This is a genomic window from Microbacterium testaceum (genome assembly GCF_029761935.1).
Lineage (GTDB): Bacteria > Actinomycetota > Actinomycetes > Actinomycetales > Microbacteriaceae > Microbacterium > Microbacterium testaceum_A.
The window spans coordinates 617,972-632,228 of the sequence record NZ_CP121699.1 but is presented as its reverse complement, the minus strand read 5'-3'; the positions used below and the strand labels follow the sequence as shown (position 1 = coordinate 632,228).

16 protein-coding genes are annotated in these 14,257 nt (G+C 71.3%); all 16 read right to left on the bottom strand.

What is annotated here, in order from left to right:
- Positions 1-26 precede the first annotated feature (26 nt).
- A complete protein-coding gene (gene lgt / locus QBE02_RS03060; protein WP_279367079.1) occupies positions 27-1,031 on the bottom strand; it encodes a prolipoprotein diacylglyceryl transferase in 1,005 nt (334 codons plus the stop codon).
- A 10-nt stretch (positions 1,032-1,041) separates the two neighbouring features.
- Positions 1,042-1,833: a tryptophan synthase subunit alpha gene (trpA, locus tag QBE02_RS03055; protein WP_279367078.1), complete on the bottom strand. Its 792-nt coding sequence runs from the start codon at positions 1,831-1,833 to the stop codon at positions 1,042-1,044.
- Positions 1,830-3,173, bottom strand: a complete 1,344-nt coding sequence (trpB, locus tag QBE02_RS03050; RefSeq protein WP_056231830.1) for a tryptophan synthase subunit beta — start codon at positions 3,171-3,173, stop codon at positions 1,830-1,832. Before trpB ends, trpA begins: the two co-directional genes overlap by 4 nt.
- Complete coding sequence (gene trpC, locus QBE02_RS03045) at positions 3,170-3,949, bottom strand: indole-3-glycerol phosphate synthase TrpC (protein WP_279367077.1); 780 nt, start codon at positions 3,947-3,949, stop codon at positions 3,170-3,172. The genes trpB and trpC overlap by 4 nt, the downstream gene beginning before the upstream one ends.
- Complete coding sequence (locus tag QBE02_RS03040) at positions 3,949-4,179, bottom strand: DUF6704 family protein (RefSeq protein WP_056231824.1); 231 nt, start codon at positions 4,177-4,179, stop codon at positions 3,949-3,951. Before QBE02_RS03040 ends, trpC begins: the two co-directional genes overlap by 1 nt.
- A gap of 252 nt (positions 4,180-4,431) precedes the next feature.
- Positions 4,432-5,019 (bottom strand): Trp biosynthesis-associated membrane protein, encoded by a 588-nt coding sequence (locus QBE02_RS03035; RefSeq protein ID WP_279367076.1) that lies wholly within the window; start codon positions 5,017-5,019, stop codon positions 4,432-4,434.
- On the bottom strand, positions 5,019-5,357 hold the full coding sequence (hisI, locus tag QBE02_RS03030) for a phosphoribosyl-AMP cyclohydrolase (RefSeq protein WP_056231816.1): 339 nt from the start codon (positions 5,355-5,357) through the stop codon (positions 5,019-5,021). Before hisI ends, QBE02_RS03035 begins: the two co-directional genes overlap by 1 nt.
- Positions 5,354-6,118 carry an imidazole glycerol phosphate synthase subunit HisF gene (gene hisF, locus QBE02_RS03025; protein ID WP_279367075.1) on the bottom strand — a complete coding sequence of 255 codons (765 nt, stop codon included), beginning with the start codon at positions 6,116-6,118 and terminating at the stop codon, positions 5,354-5,356. The genes hisI and hisF overlap by 4 nt, the downstream gene beginning before the upstream one ends.
- Positions 6,118-6,960: an ATP phosphoribosyltransferase gene (hisG, locus tag QBE02_RS03020; RefSeq protein WP_279367074.1), complete on the bottom strand. Its 843-nt coding sequence runs from the start codon at positions 6,958-6,960 to the stop codon at positions 6,118-6,120. The genes hisF and hisG overlap by 1 nt, the downstream gene beginning before the upstream one ends.
- A 46-nt stretch (positions 6,961-7,006) precedes the next feature.
- Positions 7,007-7,270 (bottom strand): phosphoribosyl-ATP diphosphatase, encoded by a 264-nt coding sequence (locus QBE02_RS03015; RefSeq protein WP_056231808.1) that lies wholly within the window; start codon positions 7,268-7,270, stop codon positions 7,007-7,009.
- Between the two features lie 215 nt (positions 7,271-7,485).
- The gene (gene rpe, locus QBE02_RS03010; protein WP_279367073.1) at positions 7,486-8,157 is read right to left on the bottom strand and encodes a ribulose-phosphate 3-epimerase; all 672 of its coding nucleotides are present in this window, start codon (positions 8,155-8,157) and stop codon (positions 7,486-7,488) included.
- A gap of 102 nt (positions 8,158-8,259) precedes the next feature.
- Positions 8,260-9,630: an RsmB/NOP family class I SAM-dependent RNA methyltransferase gene (locus QBE02_RS03005; protein WP_279367072.1), complete on the bottom strand. Its 1,371-nt coding sequence runs from the start codon at positions 9,628-9,630 to the stop codon at positions 8,260-8,262.
- Positions 9,627-10,544 carry a methionyl-tRNA formyltransferase gene (gene fmt / locus QBE02_RS03000; RefSeq protein WP_279367071.1) on the bottom strand — a complete coding sequence of 306 codons (918 nt, stop codon included), beginning with the start codon at positions 10,542-10,544 and terminating at the stop codon, positions 9,627-9,629. Before fmt ends, QBE02_RS03005 begins: the two co-directional genes overlap by 4 nt.
- Positions 10,545-10,587: 43 nt before the next feature.
- Complete coding sequence (locus tag QBE02_RS02995) at positions 10,588-12,570, bottom strand: primosomal protein N' (RefSeq protein ID WP_279367070.1); 1,983 nt, start codon at positions 12,568-12,570, stop codon at positions 10,588-10,590.
- Positions 12,571-12,631: 61 nt separating this feature from the next.
- Complete coding sequence (gene metK, locus QBE02_RS02990; protein ID WP_279367069.1) at positions 12,632-13,825, bottom strand: methionine adenosyltransferase; 1,194 nt, start codon at positions 13,823-13,825, stop codon at positions 12,632-12,634.
- Between the two features lie 116 nt (positions 13,826-13,941).
- Positions 13,942-14,196 (bottom strand): DNA-directed RNA polymerase subunit omega, encoded by a 255-nt coding sequence (gene rpoZ, locus QBE02_RS02985; RefSeq protein ID WP_055837405.1) that lies wholly within the window; start codon positions 14,194-14,196, stop codon positions 13,942-13,944.
- Positions 14,197-14,257 lie beyond the last annotated feature (61 nt).

The window sequence follows — 14,257 nt, the reverse complement described above, 5'->3', positions numbered from 1 at the left end:
GAATGGGACGACGTCGGCCCAGAGAGTTAGTTCGTGGCGGGGCTGCTTGTGGCGCCGGTGCCGACGGTGTCGCTCGTCGCGGGCGGCTCGCTCACGTCGACGAAGTCAGAGGGGTCGCCTGAGTCTACAGCCCCCGAAGCCTTCGACTCGCGCCCGGGCACGTACGGCGAGGGCTCGTAGCCGTGGTGACGGCGCGACTGCACGATGAAGATCACGATGCCGAGGATCACGCCGAAGATGGCGGCCCACACGTTCGTGCGCAGCCCCAGGATGATGTCGCTCGGGTCGACGCGGATCGACTCCCACACGATGCGACCGGCGGAGTACCAGACGAGGTAGATCGCGAACTGCTTGCCCCACTGCAGGGTGAAGCGCTTGCCGACGTACAGGATGACAGCGGCACCCAGGAGGTTCCAGATGACCTCGTACGCGAAGGTGGGGTGGAAGAGCGTGCCGGTGGGCAGACCGACCGGAATGGCGGGGTTTCCCGCAGCGATCTCGAGGCCCCACGGCAGGTCGGTGGGCTGACCGAAGAGCTCCTGATTGAACCAGTTGCCGAAGCGCCCCATGGCCTGGGCGATGATGAGGCCGGGCGCCAGCGCGTCGGCGAAGGTCCAGAAGCGGATGCCGGTCCACTTGCACCCGAGGATGGCGCCGATCGCGCCGCCGATGAGGGCACCGTAGATGGCGATGCCGCCCTCCCAGATGGCCCACACCGATCCGGGCTGGGTGATGTTCCACGGGTTCGAGCCGGGACCGAAGTAGAAGCCCGCGTGGGTGGCCACGTGGTAGATCCGGGCCACGATGATCGCGAGCGGGACCGCCAGCAGGCAGATGTCGATGACGACCCACTTCTCGGCGCCTCGACGCGTCAGGCGCGCGTTCGTGAGGAAGATCGCGACGATGATGCCCGCGACGATGCACAGGGCATAGAAGTGGATGCGGAGCGGACCGAGGTCGACGTACGAGATGGTCGGGCTCGGGATGCTGGCGAGCACGCCGGAGGCGGCGCTCGAGAGGGCGAACGTCATGGGATCGAGTCTAGGCGCGCTGCGCGGTGCCCGCCGACAGCTCCCGTGCGAGGGACGACAGACCCTCGACGCCGCCGTCGCGGAGCGCCTTGACCAGCGCCGTCCCCACGATCGCTCCGTCGGCGTACTCCGCGACTCCGGCCACCTGCTCGGCGTTCGAGATGCCGATACCCACGCACGCGTGCTCGGCGCCGAAGGACCGCAGACGCTCGACCAGGCTTCGCGCGGCGGCGTCGAGCGAAGCGCGCTCCCCCGTGATGCCCATGGTCGAGACGGTGTACACGAAGCCTGTGGAGGCCTCGACGATCATCTTCAACCGGTCGTCCGACGAGGTGGGGGCGGCGAGGAACACCCGGTCGAGGCCGGTGCGCGTGCTCGTCTCGATCCACTGGGCCGCGGCATCCGGGGTCACATCGGGCGTGATGAGGCCCGCACCGCCCGCGGCGACGAGCTCGTCGGCGTAGCGGTCGACGCCGTACTGCTCGACGAGGTTCCAGTACGTCATGACGAGGATCGGCACGTCGGTGCGCGCGGTGACCTCGCGGATGATCGTGAACAGGTCGCGCATGCGGAACCCGTTCGCGAGCGCCGTCTGCGTCGCCTCTTGGATGACCAGACCGTCCATCACCGGGTCGCTGTAGGGCGGGCCGAGCTCGATGACGTCGGCTCCGGCCTCGGCCAGCGCGACGGCCGCCTCGATGCTCGTGGCGACGTCGGGGAAACCGGCGGGGAGGTAGCCGACGAAGGCGCCACGGCCCTCGGCGTGGGCGGCGTCGATGGCCGCTGAAACGCGGGAGGTCACAGCTCGACTCCCGCGCCGCTCGCGGCATCCGGAGCCGGGGTCACGTCGACGGGCGATCCGGGGGCGGATGCCACGGTCTCGGCCGCCCGCGTCTGCGGGGCGCCCTCGGGGCCCTCGGGTGCGTGCTCGGCGTCGTAGAGGTCGAAGTAGCGCGCCGCGGTGTCCATGTCCTTATCGCCGCGACCCGAGAGGTTGATGGCGATCACGGCATCCGGACCCAACTCGCGACCGATGCGCAGGGCTCCGGCGAGGGCGTGGGCCGACTCGATCGCCGGGATGATGCCCTCGGTGCGCGAGAGCAGACGCAGGGCCTGCATCGCCTCGTCGTCGGTGGCCGGGATGTACTGCGCACGGCCGATGTCGGCGAGCCACGCGTGCTCGGGACCGACGCCCGGGTAATCGAGGCCGGCCGAGATCGAGTGCGACTCGGTGGTCTGGCCGTCTTCGTCCTGCAGCACGTAGGTGCGCGCGCCGTGCAGGACGCCGGGGCGACCCCGCTCGATCGAGGCCGCGTGCTTGGGAGTGTCGACGCCGTCACCAGCCGCCTCGACGCCGTAGAGGGCCACGCCCTCGTCGTCGAGGAACGCGTCAAACATGCCGATTGCGTTGGAGCCGCCGCCGACGCACGCGAACACGGCGTCGGGGAGGCGGCCGAGGCGCTCGAGGAACTCGGCGCGCGTCTCTTCGCCGATGATCTTCTGGAAGTCGCGCACCATCGCCGGGAACGGGTGCGGGCCCGCGGCGGTGCCGAAGATGTAGTTGGTCGTCTCGACCGAGGCGACCCAGTCGCGGTAGGCCTCGTTGATCGCGTCCTTCAGGGTTCGCGAGCCGGTCGTGACGGGGATCACCTCGGCGCCGAGGAGGCGCATGCGGGCCACGTTGAGGGCCTGACGCTCGGTGTCGACCTCGCCCATGTAGACGACGCACTCGAGGCCGAACAGGGCCGCGGCGGTCGCGGTGGCGACGCCGTGCTGACCGGCACCGGTCTCGGCGATCACGCGCGTCTTGCCGAGGCGCTTGGTCAGCAGTGCCTGGCCCAGCACGTTGTTGATCTTGTGCGAGCCGGTGTGGTTGAGGTCTTCGCGCTTGAGGAAGACGCGCGCGCCTCCGGCGTGCTCGGCGAAGCGCGGCACCTCGGTGAGCACCGAGGGGCGGCCCGCGTAGTCGTGAAGCAGTGCGCGCAGCTCGGTGTGGAACGCGGGGTCGGCCATCGCCGACTCGTAGACCGCGGTGAGTTCGTCGATCGCGGCGATGAGCGATTCGGGCATGAAACGCCCGCCGAAGTCGCCGAAGAACGGCCCCTTCTGATCGCGCAGGTTCTGGGTGGGAGCGGTGGTCATGACGTCTCCTGGAGGAACGCGCGGAGCGTGGCGACGGGGTCGCCGGTGACGAGGGCCTCGCCCACGAGCACGACGTCGGCACCCGCCGCGCGGTAGTGCGCCACATCGGCGGGGGCGAGGACGGCCGATTCGGCGATCTTCACGGCATCCGCGGGGAAACGCTCGACCAGCGAACCGAACAGGTCGCGGTCGAGCTCGAAGGTCGAGAGGTTGCGGGCGTTCACACCGATGAGCTTCGCGCCCAGCTGCGACGCACGCTCGAGCTCGTCGGCCGAGTGCGTCTCGACGAGGGCGGTCATGCCCAGGTCGGTGACGAGACCGTAGAGTTCGGTGAGCGTCTTCTGGTCGAGGGCCGCGACGATCAGCAGCACGAGGTCGGCCCCCGAGGCGCGGGCCTCGAGCACCTGATAGGGCGTCGCGATGAAGTCCTTGCGCAGCACCGGGACGCTCACGGCCGAACGAACGGCTTCGAGGTCGGCGAGGCTGCCCTTGAACTTGCGGCGCTCGGTGAGCACGGAGATCGCGGACGCACCGCCCTCTTCGTACAGGCGCGCCTGCCGGGCGGGGTCGGGGATCGCCGCGAGGTCTCCGCGAGACGGGCTCGCGCGCTTGACCTCGGCGATGATCTTCACGCGGTCGGCGGGGGCGAGCATCGCCAGCGCGTCGCGCGCCGGCGTCTGCGCGAGAGCATCGCGTTCGACCTCGGCGAGGGGTCGCGACTGCGCGCGCTCCTCGGCGTCCTCTACCGCTCCGGCCGTGAGATCGGCCAGCGCCATCAGTGGGCCTTCGGGTTGGACTTCGCGCCGTTCGCGCCGTAGCCGGCCTTGGTCATGGCCCAGCCGACGATGGCGCCGACGACGAGCAGACCCACCGAGGCCCACACCATGACGGGCATGTCGAGCCAGAAGAACAGCGTGCCGAGCGTGAACGCGACGAGCATGATGATCACGGCCGTCCAGGCGGCGGGCGAGTGTCCGTGGCCGGGGTCGCCGATGGGGTTGCTCATGGGGCTCCTTACAGTCGCGCGCGAGCGCGGGGGAAAGCGTCCGTTCAGTCTACCGAAGCGGGGGTGCGCTCCCGGCGCCGACGTCTCGATGTCGCGAGGTCCGCTCAGGCGGTGTGGTCGTCGCCGCACGCCATCGCCGAGAAACGCCATTCGTACCGAGACACGCGGTGTCGCGCTGTGTCTCGACAGAAGGAGCGTTTCTCGAGGGGCGATGGGCGGTCGGCCGGAGCGCCGAGCCGCGCCCGTGTTCGCTCAGGCGGTGGGGTCGTCGCCGCGCGAGAGGTCGTCCCACGAGTCGATCGCGTCGTGCGGGCGACCCGTGGCGGTGCGTGCCTCTTCGGCCGTGCGGTACTTGCGGCTCGCCCCAGATGCCCAACGGCGAGCGGTGACGAGAGTGAAGAGGGATGCCGCGAACAGCACCACCTGCGCGATGAGCGTCACCGCCGGCCATGGGGTCAGGGACAGGCCCGAGACGAGCGAGGCCACGGCATCCGTTCCCGAGATGCCCGTCGCGTCGGTGACGGTCGCCGCCGTCGCCGAGACGGGAGTCGAGAACAGGATCTGAACGGTCCCGAAGCCCACGAACGCTGCGATGAGCACGCCCAGCGCGCCGAAGACGTAGCGCAGCACCGGACCGACGATCGAGAGGGCGGCGCCCAGGGCCAGGGCCGCGAGGCTCAACGGAGTGAGCACCGGAAGCGCCTCGGCGCCCGGGACGGCCAGCGTCTGCTGCGCGCCGTCGTCGAGGGTGACGTCGATCCACGTCTGGGTCGAGGCGATGACCCCGACCGCTCCGGCGAGGAGCATCGCGAGGACCGCCGAGGAGCGGGCGCGACGCATCAGCGCTCCCCCACGACCGGGTGCAGGTCATCGGCGTCGAAGCAGGTGTGATCGCCCGTGTGGCACGCGGCGCCGATCTGGTCGACCTCGATCAGCAGGGTGTCGCCGTCGCAGTCCAAGCGCGCTCCCTTGACCAGCTGGATGTGGCCGGAGGTGTCGCCCTTGCGCCAGTACTCCTGACGCGAACGCGACCAGAACGTCACGCGGCCCGTGGTGAGCGTGCGGTTGAGGGCCTCGGCATCCATCCATCCGACCATCAGCACCTCGCGCGAGTCGAACTGCTGGATGACCGCGGCCACGAGACCGTCGGCGTCGTACTTCACACGGTCGACGCTCATCGGCGCACCTCGATCCCAACGGCTGCCATGGCGTCTTTGACCTGTCCCACGGTGAGCTGGCCGGAGTGGAACACGGATGCCGCGAGCACGGCGTCGGCGCCGGCCTGCACGGCCGGGGCGAAGTGTTCGAGAGCGCCCGCACCGCCCGAGGCGATCACGGGGACCGCGGCGACCTGACGCATCAGGTGGACGAGCTCGAGGTCGAAGCCCTGCTTCGTGCCGTCGGCGTCGATCGAGTTGACCAGCAGTTCGCCGGCTCCGCGCTCGACCGCTTCGCGCGCCCATTCGAGGGCGTCGAGGGTCGTCTCGGTGCGGCCGCCGTGGGTCGTCACGATGAAGCCCGAGGGGGTGGATGCCGCCCGCTTGACGTCGAGCGAGAGCACGATCACCTGCGCGCCGAAGCGGTCGGCGATCTCGTCGATCAGCGCCGGTCGGGCGATCGCGGCCGAGTTGACGCCGATCTTGTCGGCACCGACCGCGAGCAGGCGCGCGACGTCGTCGCTCGAGCGCACTCCCCCGCCGACGGTGAGCGGGATGAAAACCTGCTCGGCCGTGCGGCGCACGACGTCGTAGGTCGTGGAGCGCTCGTCGACCGTCGCCGTCACGTCGAGGAAGGTGACCTCGTCGGCCCCTTGCTCGAAGTAGAGCTTCGCGAGCTCGACCGGATCGCCCATGTCGCGCAGGTCGAGGAAGTTGACGCCCTTGACGACGCGGCCCGCGGCGACGTCGAGGCAGGGGATGACGCGACGCGCGAGGGTCATCAAAGCCTCGCGGCGAGGATCTCGGTGACGAGGATCGCGCGCGCGCCGATCGCGTAGAGGGCGTCCATCACCTGGTTGACGTCGCGGCGCGGGCTCATGACCCGCACGGCGACCCACTCGGGGTCGCGCAGCGGCGAGATCGTGGGCGACTCCAGGCCCGGGGCCACGGCGACGGCCTGCTCGATCAGGTGAGCGGGCAGGTCGTAATCGATCAGCACGTAGGTGCGCGCGGCGAGCACGCCGCGCAGGCGGCGCAGCAGCGTCTCGGTGCCCTCGGCCTCCTGAGGACCCGCGATCAGCACGGCGTCGGACTCGAGCAGGACCGGCCCGAAGATCTCGAGCCCGGCCTGGCGCAGCGTGGTTCCGGTCGAGACGACGTCGGCCACGGCATCCGCCACTCCGAGCTGCACGGCCGATTCGACCGCCCCGTCGAGCGGGACGATGTCGACGGCGATGCCGCGCTCGTCGAGGAAAGCGTCGACCAGGCCCGGGTAGGCCGTCGCGACGCGGAGCCCCTGAAGGTCTTGCACGTCGGTGAAGCGGCCGGGGCGACCGGCGAAGCGGAACGTGGAACCGGCGAAACCGAGCGACTCGACCTCGCGGGCACCCGGCATGCGGGCGTCGAGCAGCAGGTCACGGCCCGTGATGCCGACGTCGAGCGCACCCGAGCCGACGTAGGTCGCGATGTCACGGGGACGGAGGTAGAAGAACTCGACCTCGTTCACGGGGTCGACGGTGTACAGGTCTTTCGAGTCGCGACGTCCGGTGTACCCGGCCTCCGAGAGCATCTCGGCGGCGGTCTCGGCGAGCGACCCCTTGTTCGGCACGGCGATTCGCAGCATGACGGGGGCTTTCGTGTTGTGTGAGCTGAAGGTGGACGAGCACGGCTCAGAGATGTCGGTAGACGTCCTGAAGCGACAGGCCCTTCGCGAGCATGAGCGTCTGCAGGTGGTAGAGCAGCTGCGAGATCTCTTCGGCCGCGGCCTCGTCGGACTCGTACTCGGCGGCCATCCACACCTCGGCGGCCTCTTCGACGATCTTCTTGCCGATAGCGTGCACGCCGGCATCCAGCTGAGCGACGGTGCCGGAGCCGGCGGGTCGCTCGACGGCCTTGGCGCTGAGTTCCGCGAACAGGTCGTCGAAAGTTTTCACGGTTCCAGGGTATCGGGTCGGCGGGGGTGGGGCTGTCCGCGGGGTGTGCGGGCGGGGTGGGGGTTCGGCGGTGCGGGGGTTCGGCGCGCGCGGTGGGCGAACTCGCCGATAAACGCCGGCTCGAGTGAGACACACCGCGAGCCGCTGTGTCTCGCTCGCCGTGGCGTTTATCGCGGGGCGGGCGCCGGCGGGGCGGGCGCTGCCGCGCCGCGCCGTCAGTGGCGGTGGCGGGCGGCCGAGGCGCGCAGCGACTGGATCGCACGGTCGGGGTCGTCGGCGCCGAACACCGCGGACCCCGCGACGAACGTGTCGGCCCCGGCCTCGGCGGCCTGGGCGATCGTCGATTCGCCGATGCCGCCGTCGACCTGCAACCAGACGCTCGATCCCCGGCGCTTCGCCTCGTCGGCGAGCGAGCGGAGCTTCGGCATGGTCTCGGGCATGAACGACTGCCCCCCGAAGCCCGGCTCGACGGTCATGATGAGGATCTGGTCGAACTCGTTCAGCGAATCGAAGAGGTTCTCGACCGGCGTCCCGGGCTTGACGGCCACCCCGGCGCGGGCGCCGATCGAGCGCAGCTGCCGGGCGAGGGCGACGGGTGAGGCCGCGGCCTCGAGGTGGAAGGTGACCGATGCCGCACCCAGCTCGGCGTACGCCGGAGCCCACCGGTCGGGGTCGTCGATCATCAGGTGCACGTCGAGCGGCACGGGGCTGGTCTCTTGGATGCGGCCCACCATCTGCGGTCCGAACGTGAGGTTCGGCACGAAGTGGTTGTCCATCACGTCGACGTGCACGAAGTCGGCGCCGGCGATGCGCGCGAGCTCGGCCTCCATGTTCACGAAGTCGGCGGCGAGGATGCTCGGGTTGATGCGCGGGGCGTCGGTAGGCACCCGACCATTATGGGCGCCTTCGCCGAACGCGTGAGTCGCCAGGAATTGTCGCTTCGCGCCGCTCGGAAGCGACAATCCTTGGCGACTCACGCCAGGGATGGGTCAGCGCTTGCGCAGCAGGGCGATCGACATCGCGTCGGTGCCGTGGCGGTGCGGCCACAGCTGGGCGCGCAGCGACCCGTCGGCCTGATCGGGCAGGTCGATCTCGTCGTCCGCGATCGCTCGGACCACCGCGCGGGCGTCGAGTTCTTCGGCCGCGTGGCCGAGTGCGCGCTTGACCTCGGCCAGCACGCCCGAGGTCTCGGCCAGGTGCGGCGAGCACGTGACATAGGCCACGACTCCCCCGGGCTTCAGCGCCTCGAAGGCCGCGAGCACGAGCTCCTGCTGCAGGGCGGTCAGGTCGGGCACGTCGGCCGGCGTCTTGCGCCAACGCGCTTCGGGGCGGCGCCGCAGGGCGCCGATGCCGGTGCACGGCGCGTCGACGAGGATGCGGTCGTACTCCCCCGGCATCCGGGCCGCGCGCTCGCGCCCGTCCTCTTCGCTCACCTCGACCTCGAGGGGCACGGATGCCACGGCCTGGCGAACCAGCCCCGCTCGAGCCGGGGTGATCTCGTTGGCGTCGAGCGTCGCCCCGTGGGCGAGGGCTTCGGCGGCGAGCAGCGCGGTCTTGCCGCCGGGGCCCGCGCACAGGTCGAGCCAGCGCTCGCCCTCGCGCACCGGAAGGGCGCGGCTGAGGGTGAGGGCGGCGAGCTGCGACCCTTCGTCCTGCACGCGGATCGTGCCGCCGGACGAACGGATGAGCCCCTCGGGGTCTCCCCCGCGGGTGGTGAAGGCGGTCGGGGCGTACGTGCCGGGTGTCGCGTCGTCGGGCACCTCGGCGAGGCCCGGCAGGGCGATCATCGCGACGCGCGGGGCGACGTTGTCGGCCTCGAGCAGCCCCTCGAGTTCGTCGGCGCGCCCCTCGGCGGTGAGGGCGCGGCGCAGGGCCCGCACGATCCACACCGGGTGCGAGGTGGTGAGCCCGATGCGCTCGTCGTCGCTGCGCGCGGCGGCCGAGATGGTCTGCATCCACTGCCCCGGATTGTCGCGTGAGACGCGGCGGAGCACCGCGTTGGCGAAGCCGGCGGCCCCTCGGCCCCCACCGTGCCGCCGCGCGAGCTCGACGGACTCGTTCACCGCGGCGTGCGAGGCGACGCGGGTCGACAGCAACTGGTGCACGCCCAGGCGGAGGGCGTCGAGGACGGCCGGGTCGATGCGGTCGACCGTGCGGTCGGCGGCCGCGGCGATGATGGCGTCGTAGGTGCCCCGGCGGCGAAGGGTGCCGTACGTCAGCTCGGTCGCGAGCCCGGCGTCCTTGGCATCCAGCTTCTGTCGGCCGATCGCGTGCGGCAGCAGCAGGTTGGCGTAGGCCTCGTCTGCTGAGACGGCGCGCAGCACCTCGTAGGCCACGGCACGGGCTCCCTGCACGGTCATGATCCGAGCTCCGGCTCGTCGGTGCGCAGGCCTCGGAACCAGTCGCTCGCGTTCATCGCTCCCTTTCCGGCGGGTTGCACGGTGTCGAGGCGCAGCGGCGTGGTCCCCGTGCCGACGACGACATCTTTTCCAGATGCCGCGACCCGGCCCGGCGGCACCGGCGGCGCATCGGAGGGGGCGGCGCGCAGCACCTTGAAGCGCGCTCCGTCGAAGGTGGTGTGCGCGCCGGGTTCGGGCGTGACCCCGGCGATCTGGTGCAGGAGGGTCTCGGCATCCCGGGTCAGGTCGAGGGCACCGTCGTCGAGGGTCAGCTTGGGGGCGAGGGTCGGCTCGCCCTGCTGCGGGGTCGCGACCGCCGAGCCGTCGGCGATGCCGTCGACCACGCCGGCCAGCAGCGGAGCGCCGATCTCGGCGAGGTCGTCGAGCACCGTGGCCGAGGTCGCCCCGGCGGGCACCTCGTAGCGCTCCTCGGCGAACACGTCTCCGGCGTCGAGCGCGGCGACGAGCTGGAACACGCTCGCGCCCGTGACCGCATCGCCCGCCATGAGCGCGCGCTGCACGGGAGCCGCACCGCGCCAGCGCGGGAGGAGCGAGAAGTGCAGATTGATCCAGCCGTGCGCGGGCGTCGACAGCAGCGGCTCGCGCACGAGTCCGCCGTACGCGACGATCACCCCGAGGTCGGGCTCGAGTTCCGCGATGCGGGCGGTCACCTCGGCGTCGAGACGGTCGGCCTTGAGGACCGGGATGCCGAGCTCTTCGGCGACCTGTGCAATCGGCGAGGGGGTCAGTAGGCGCTTGCGTCCCAGGGGTGCGTCGCTTCGGGTGATGACGGCGGTGATCTCGTGCGGACCTGCCGCCAGAGCGCGGAGCGACGGGACGGCGACGGCGGGTGTGCCGGCGAAGACGAGGCGCATGGGTCTCCTCAGACTCGGGGAAGCGGACGGGTGCGTGACCCGGTCACAGGTCGGGCTCGGGGATGTCGAGGCGGACTCTGAGCGTACTGCGCGGCCTGGGGCCGCGATCCTTGCGCGACTTGCGCGCGCGCAGGGCGTCGGCGATGACCCCGGCGCGCAGGGCCTCGGCCACGGCGCGACCGTGCGCGTAGTCGAAGCGCACCAGGGCGCGCGAGGTGGACGTGTCGGGGTCCGTCGACGTGTCGACGGGGCCGAGGATCGCCATCGGGTCGAGATCCAGGACGCTGTCCCGCAATGACTCCAGCAGGACATCGACGCTCCGGGCGTGTCCGTCGACGCTGGCGACGCGCACCGCCGGGGGCATTCGGAGGGGCGCGCGATCGACGAGTTCGGCACGGGCGTAGGCCGGCTGGGTCCAGGTCGCCAGAGCGCGCGCGACGGGACCTGCGACGCCCACGAGGTGAACCGGGGCGCCCGGGGCCGCCAGGGCGGCGGCGTTCGACCACCAGCGCAAGCAGTGCTCGCCGATGCGGAGGGCCTCGTTCTGCAGCATCCGGTCGCCGTCGAGCAGGATGACGGCGCGGTATCCGCCCCGGGCGAGGGGTTCGGCGCCCCGGGTGGCGATTACGAGCGCGGGGACGCCGTCGACCTCGGCGACGGGATGGGCGCCGTCGGCGACGATCACGCGCGTGTTCGGGAAGGCGCGACCGAGCTCGTCGGCCGTGCGCTCGCTTCCCGACGACGCCATGCGCAGTTTGGTCGACGAGCAGTGACCGCAGGCCCAGGCGTGGGCGCTACGACCGCACCAGGCGCAGACAGGCGTCGCGCCGGGACGGGCCGCCCGAAGGGGACCGGCGCAGTGCGGGCAGCGCGCGGGTCGACGGCAGTCGGCGCACACGAGCGAGGGAGCGTACCCCGGGCGGGCGACCTGCACCAGGACGGGACCGCTCTGCAACGCCTCGCGCGCGGCGGCGAACGCCGACGAGGGCACGCGCGACTGCCGCTGCTCGCCCTCGCGTGTGGCGCTCAGGACCACACGGGGGCTCGGCCGCCGCGTCTGCGGAATGTCGCGGACGTACCCGACGTCGACCAGGCGCTGCACGTCGGTCGTCCGCGTGTGTCCCGCGAAGAGCAGGGCGGAGCCCTCGATCTCTTGGCGCACGAGCGCGGCGTCGCGCGCGTGCACGCCCGGGGCGAGGGGCTCGGCCAGCAGGGTGTCGCCGTCGTCCCAGATCGCGACGAGACCGGTGTCGTGTGCGGGCGCGTAAACACCCGATCGGCGTCCGACGACGATGCAGGGCACCGGCGCGAGGGTGCGCAGGTACTGGGCGTAGCGTGCGGGACCGGACTGGTCGGAGTCGTCGCGCACGATGGCATCCGGGCTCACGAGCTCGCCCAGTGCGGCGAGGAGCTGTGCCTGGTCGCGGTAGTCGGGAACCACGAGGACGGCGCTGCGCCCGCGGGAGAGGGTGTGCACGGCGGCGGCGGCGAGAAGATCGGCCCACGCACCGCGTGGGAGCTCGGGATGCGGGTGGGGAGGGGCGTCGAGGGCGATCCGCTCCCCCGCGTCGAGAGCGGCCGCGAGACCCGCGTAGGGGGCGAGCAGGGCGGCGGCCCGTTCGGACGCCGCCGGGACGACCTCGTGCGCCGTGGGCGCGGGGGCCGCGGCCCAGGCCTTCTCGGCGCGCACCATGCGTTTGGGGACCGCCAGGCGCAGCACGTCGCTCACCGACCCCGCGGCCCGATCAGCGACGCGGCGCGCGAGGGCGTAGAGGCGTTCGGGCAGCACGGGCATGGGAGAGACGACCGCCTCGACCGCCGACAGCGGACGTTCGGTGCCGTCATCGGGCACGACCTCGATGACGAAGGCGTCCATCATGCGACCGGCCGAACGCAACGGCACCTTGACCCGCACGCCGGGTGCGATGTCGGCGACGAGCGGGTGCGGAACGGCGTAGTCGAACAGCCGATCGAGCTGCGGGACGGGCGACTCGAGCTGCACGCGCGCCACACGACGCTCGCTCACGTGATCCTCCCCAGGGTGCGGCGGCCGTCAGTGGCGCCGGGGCGCACTCCCCCACGCACTCTCAGAGCCCGGCAGCGGTACGCAGATCGTCGACGCGGTCGGTGCGCTCCCAGGTGAAGTCGGGCAGCTCTCGGCCGAAGTGGCCGTAGGTCGCCGTCTGCGCGTAGATCGGGCGCAGCAGGTCGAGCTGGTCGACGATCGCGGCCGGGCGCAGGTCGAACACGTCGCGGATCGCTTTGACGATCATGTCGTCGGCCACGTGCGCGGTGCCGAACGACTCGACGTACAGGCCGACCGGATTGGCCTTGCCGATCGCGTAGGCGATCTGCACCTCGAGGCGGTCCGCGAGACCCGCGGCGACGGCGTTCTTCGCGACCCAGCGCATGGCGTACGCGGCCGAGCGGTCGACCTTGGACGGGTCCTTGCCGCTGAACGCGCCGCCGCCGTGCCGCGAGGCGCCGCCGTAGGTGTCGATGATGATCTTGCGACCGGTGAGGCCGGCGTCGCCCTTGGGACCGCCGATGACGAAGGGGCCGGCCGGGTTGATGTAGTACTTCACGTCGGGCAGTTCGAGCCCCGTCTCGGCGAGCACCGGGTCGATGACCGCGGCCTGCACCTCGGCGCGCAGGTCTTCTTGCGAGATGTCGGGGTGGTGCTGCGTCGACAGCACGACGGAGTCGACCGTGCGGGGCACGTGCCCCTCGTAGCCAAGCGTGACCTGGGTCTTGCCGTCGGGACGCAGGAACGGCAGCGAGCCGTCTTTGCGTACGGATGCCAGGCGCTCGGCGATGCGGTGAGCGGTCCAGGCGGCCATGGGCATGAGCTGCGGGGTCTCGTTGGTCGCGAAACCGAACATGATGCCCTGGTCGCCCGCACCCTGCAGGTCGCGCGGGTCGACGGAGCCGCGCTCGCGCTGCTCGAACGCCTTGTTGACGCCCGCGGCGATGTCGGACGACTGCGCGCCGATCGACACGCTCACCCCGCACGACTCGCCGTCGAACCCGGTATCGCTCGAGGTGTAGCCGATGCGGTTGACCACGTCGCGCACGATCGCGGGGATCTCGACGTAGGCGCGGGTGGATACCTCGCCGGCGACGTGCACGAGACCGGTGGTGACCAGCGTCTCGACGGCCACGCGACCGGTGGGGTCGTCGGTGAGGATCGCGTCGAGGATGCTGTCGGAGATCTGGTCGCAGATCTTGTCGGGGTGTCCTTCGGTCACGGACTCGGACGTGAACAGGCGCAGGTCGGTCAAGACGACTCCGGGAGGATTGAGGGCTGGGGACGGGCACAAGTATGCCCCGGGCGGCGGTGGGCCGCCCGGGGCATCGTCACATCTGTGAACAGATCACGAAATGCGTCGGCTGTGGATCACTCCGCAGCGCGCAGGCGCAGCTTGTCTTCGTGGATCTCGTGCAGCGCGATCGTGAGGGGCTTGTCCTCGACGGTGGAGTCGACCAGCGGTCCCACGTTGTCGAAGAGGTTTCCCTCGTGCAGGTCGGAGTAGTAGTCGTTGATCTGGCGCGCGCGCTTGGACGCGTAGATCACGAGCTGGTACTTCGAGTCGACCTTGTCGAGCAGAGCGTCGATGGGCGGGTCGATGATGCCCTTGTCACGTCCGGCCATGGGGAACCTCCTGGTTCGGCGGGATGGGGTGGATGCGGCGCTCGAGCGCCGAAGCATCCTC

Excerpts from the sequence above, each read along its gene's own strand:
- lgt (WP_279367079.1), bottom strand. The coding sequence starts at position 1,031 with ATGACGTTCGCCCTCTCGAGCGCCGCCTCCGGCGTGCTCGCCAGCATC.
- trpB (WP_056231830.1), bottom strand. The coding sequence starts at position 3,173 with ATGACCACCGCTCCCACCCAGAACCTGCGCGATCAGAAGGGGCCGTTC.
- trpC (WP_279367077.1), bottom strand. The coding sequence starts at position 3,949 with ATGGCGCTGGCCGATCTCACGGCCGGAGCGGTAGAGGACGCCGAGGAG.
- QBE02_RS03040 (WP_056231824.1), bottom strand. The coding sequence starts at position 4,179 with ATGAGCAACCCCATCGGCGACCCCGGCCACGGACACTCGCCCGCCGCC.
- QBE02_RS03035 (WP_279367076.1), bottom strand. The coding sequence starts at position 5,019 with ATGCGTCGCGCCCGCTCCTCGGCGGTCCTCGCGATGCTCCTCGCCGGA.
- hisI (WP_056231816.1), bottom strand. The coding sequence starts at position 5,357 with ATGAGCGTCGACCGTGTGAAGTACGACGCCGACGGTCTCGTGGCCGCG.
- hisF (WP_279367075.1), bottom strand. The coding sequence starts at position 6,118 with ATGACCCTCGCGCGTCGCGTCATCCCCTGCCTCGACGTCGCCGCGGGC.
- hisG (WP_279367074.1), bottom strand. The coding sequence starts at position 6,960 with ATGCTGCGAATCGCCGTGCCGAACAAGGGGTCGCTCGCCGAGACCGCC.
- QBE02_RS03005 (WP_279367072.1), bottom strand. The coding sequence starts at position 9,630 with ATGACCGTGCAGGGAGCCCGTGCCGTGGCCTACGAGGTGCTGCGCGCC.
- fmt (WP_279367071.1), bottom strand. The coding sequence starts at position 10,544 with ATGCGCCTCGTCTTCGCCGGCACACCCGCCGTCGCCGTCCCGTCGCTC.
- rpoZ (WP_055837405.1), bottom strand. The coding sequence starts at position 14,196 with ATGGCCGGACGTGACAAGGGCATCATCGACCCGCCCATCGACGCTCTG.